This is a genomic window from Umbribacter vaginalis (assembly GCA_001552935.1).
Classification (GTDB): Bacteria; Actinomycetota; Coriobacteriia; order Coriobacteriales; family Eggerthellaceae; genus Berryella; species Berryella vaginalis.
The window spans coordinates 1-2,119 of the sequence record KQ959689.1 but is presented as its reverse complement, the minus strand read 5'-3'; the positions used below and the strand labels follow the sequence as shown (position 1 = coordinate 2,119).

2 protein-coding genes are annotated in these 2,119 nt (G+C 45.9%); both read right to left on the bottom strand.

The features are described from left to right. Positions 1–148: 148 nt before the first annotated feature. Positions 149–1,474, bottom strand: a complete 1,326-nt coding sequence (locus HMPREF3190_RS04440) for an adenylosuccinate synthase (protein WP_066780787.1) — start codon at positions 1,472–1,474, stop codon at positions 149–151. Between the two features lie 204 nt (positions 1,475–1,678). Continuing rightward, on the bottom strand, positions 1,679–2,119 hold a 441-nt coding region (locus HMPREF3190_RS07620), incomplete at its 5' end, for an ATP-binding protein (RefSeq protein ID WP_449676198.1).

The following is a 2,119-nucleotide window of genomic DNA, read 5'->3' as shown; positions in this document are numbered from 1 at the left end:
AAAACAACAAAGTAATTCGTTCTTAATGCGGTGTCGCTCCCTCTGTCAAGAAACGTTATTTTTGCTTCGTGGGTACTCTACATAAGCGCTCTTTATGAGCACGTTTCGTTGGTACTCTTCGTGAACAGCATCTAACCACACGGGACTATTATGCGTCGTCACGATACCACGAGCGCATAATAGTTTGATCTCTATCAGGGCCAACTGCCACAATACTAATACGCGCGCCTGTTAATTCTTCCAAGCGTTTTACATAACGCTGCGCGTTTTCTGGCAGCTCATCAAACGAACGGCAACCGGTAATATCAACACCTTTCCAGCCGGGCAATTCTTCATAAACTGGCTGAGCATGAAACAAAACACTTTGTTGCATCGGGAAATAATCGTAACGAACGCCATCACAATCGTACGCAACACACACTTTAATAGTGTCGAACGCTGAAAGCACGTCCAACTTGGTGAGCGCTACATCGGTAAGGGAATTTACTTCAACGGCATATCGTCCAATTACCGCATCAAACCAACCGCATCTGCGACGTCTACCGGTTGTAACGCCATATTCGTGGCCTACTTCACACAAGATCGTCCCAGCAGCGCTTTCCTCGGGCGTGCCACCCTCTTCTTCATGGCGCTGCTCAGTAGGAAACGGCCCACTTCCCACACGTGTGATATATGCTTTTTGAATACCCAACACACGATCGATTGCTTTTGGCCCAACTCCCGACCCGGTTGCTGCGCCACCAGCACAACACGATGACGACGTTACAAAAGGATAGGTTCCATGATCTATATCAAGCAGTGTGCCTTGTGCGCCTTCAAATAATATCGATTTGCCTGCTTGGCGCGCTTCGTTCAATAAATGCGCCGTTTCGCACACATACTTTCCCAAAATACGCGCATAGGGCAGATACTCATCGCAAATTTCATCAACAGTGTACGTATGAAGCCCATACACACGCTCAAGAACAGGGTTTACTTCCAAAAGAACCGCTTGTAACTTTAAACGGAAAATTTTCTCGTCGCGCAAATCTTGAAAACGAATTCCTTTACGCGATACTTTATCCTGATAACAAGGGCCAATTCCGCGCTTGGTAGTGCCAATTTTATTTGCCCCTAGACGCTTTTCACACGCGCCATCAAGGTCTTTATGATAGGGCATAATGACATGAGCATCGCAAGAAATTTTCAGACGTGAACAATCGACGCCCTCAGTTTCCAACATTGCCATCTCTTTTACTAACACCCCTGGATCCACCACAACACCGTTACCAATAACAGGAGTGCAGTGCGAATACATAACCCCCGATGGCATAAGATGCAACGCAAGCTTGGTATCACCATGAATAACAGTATGACCTGCATTATTACCACCTTGATAGCGTACAACATAATCGTAATCAGAGGCAATCAAATCGGTAATTTTCCCTTTGCCTTCATCGCCCCATTGAGCTCCTACCAAAACGGTATTGGTCATAGCGGGTATCCTTTCCCTACGCGAGCGTCCTTTTGTATTATACGCATTACTGTGAACTTTTTATAGATAGCACGCAAGTTGTCGAGCACGTCACACAGAACGAAACATGTTATCAAAGCCAAAAAACAGCTAAAAAATAGCTCTACGAACAGGTGGTTGATACATAGTAAGAACGTTTCGTTGAACAAGTACTGCTGCGATAGTCTATCTACTCCATTTCACCAATTTTGCAGTGGGCGCTGCTTGCATTATGCAGTCGCGAATTTCTTCATGGCAGGTGAAAAACAACACTTGGCGCCGCTGAGCAAGCTGTGCAAGTACGCGCGCTGTGCGCAAGCGCCTGTGTGTATCAAGAGTAAGCAATGCATCGTCTACGACAACAGGCAAAGATTCACCTACATGAGCAGCTTTAAGAAGAAGCGCCACTTTTATTGAAAAATACAATTGTGCTTTTGTGCCGCTAGAAAGGTGTTTTGGTGGCTGTTGTATACCGTTTGCATCAGTAACACTAATGTCTTTTTTATCGGGCGTGGGTTGAAGTGCAATCCATGCCCCTTCTGTCAGCTGGCTTAACAGTTCTGACGCTACACTCCATACCTGTGACGTATCTCCCATATTCCATGCGTCAAGCGCTTGTTGCAACAA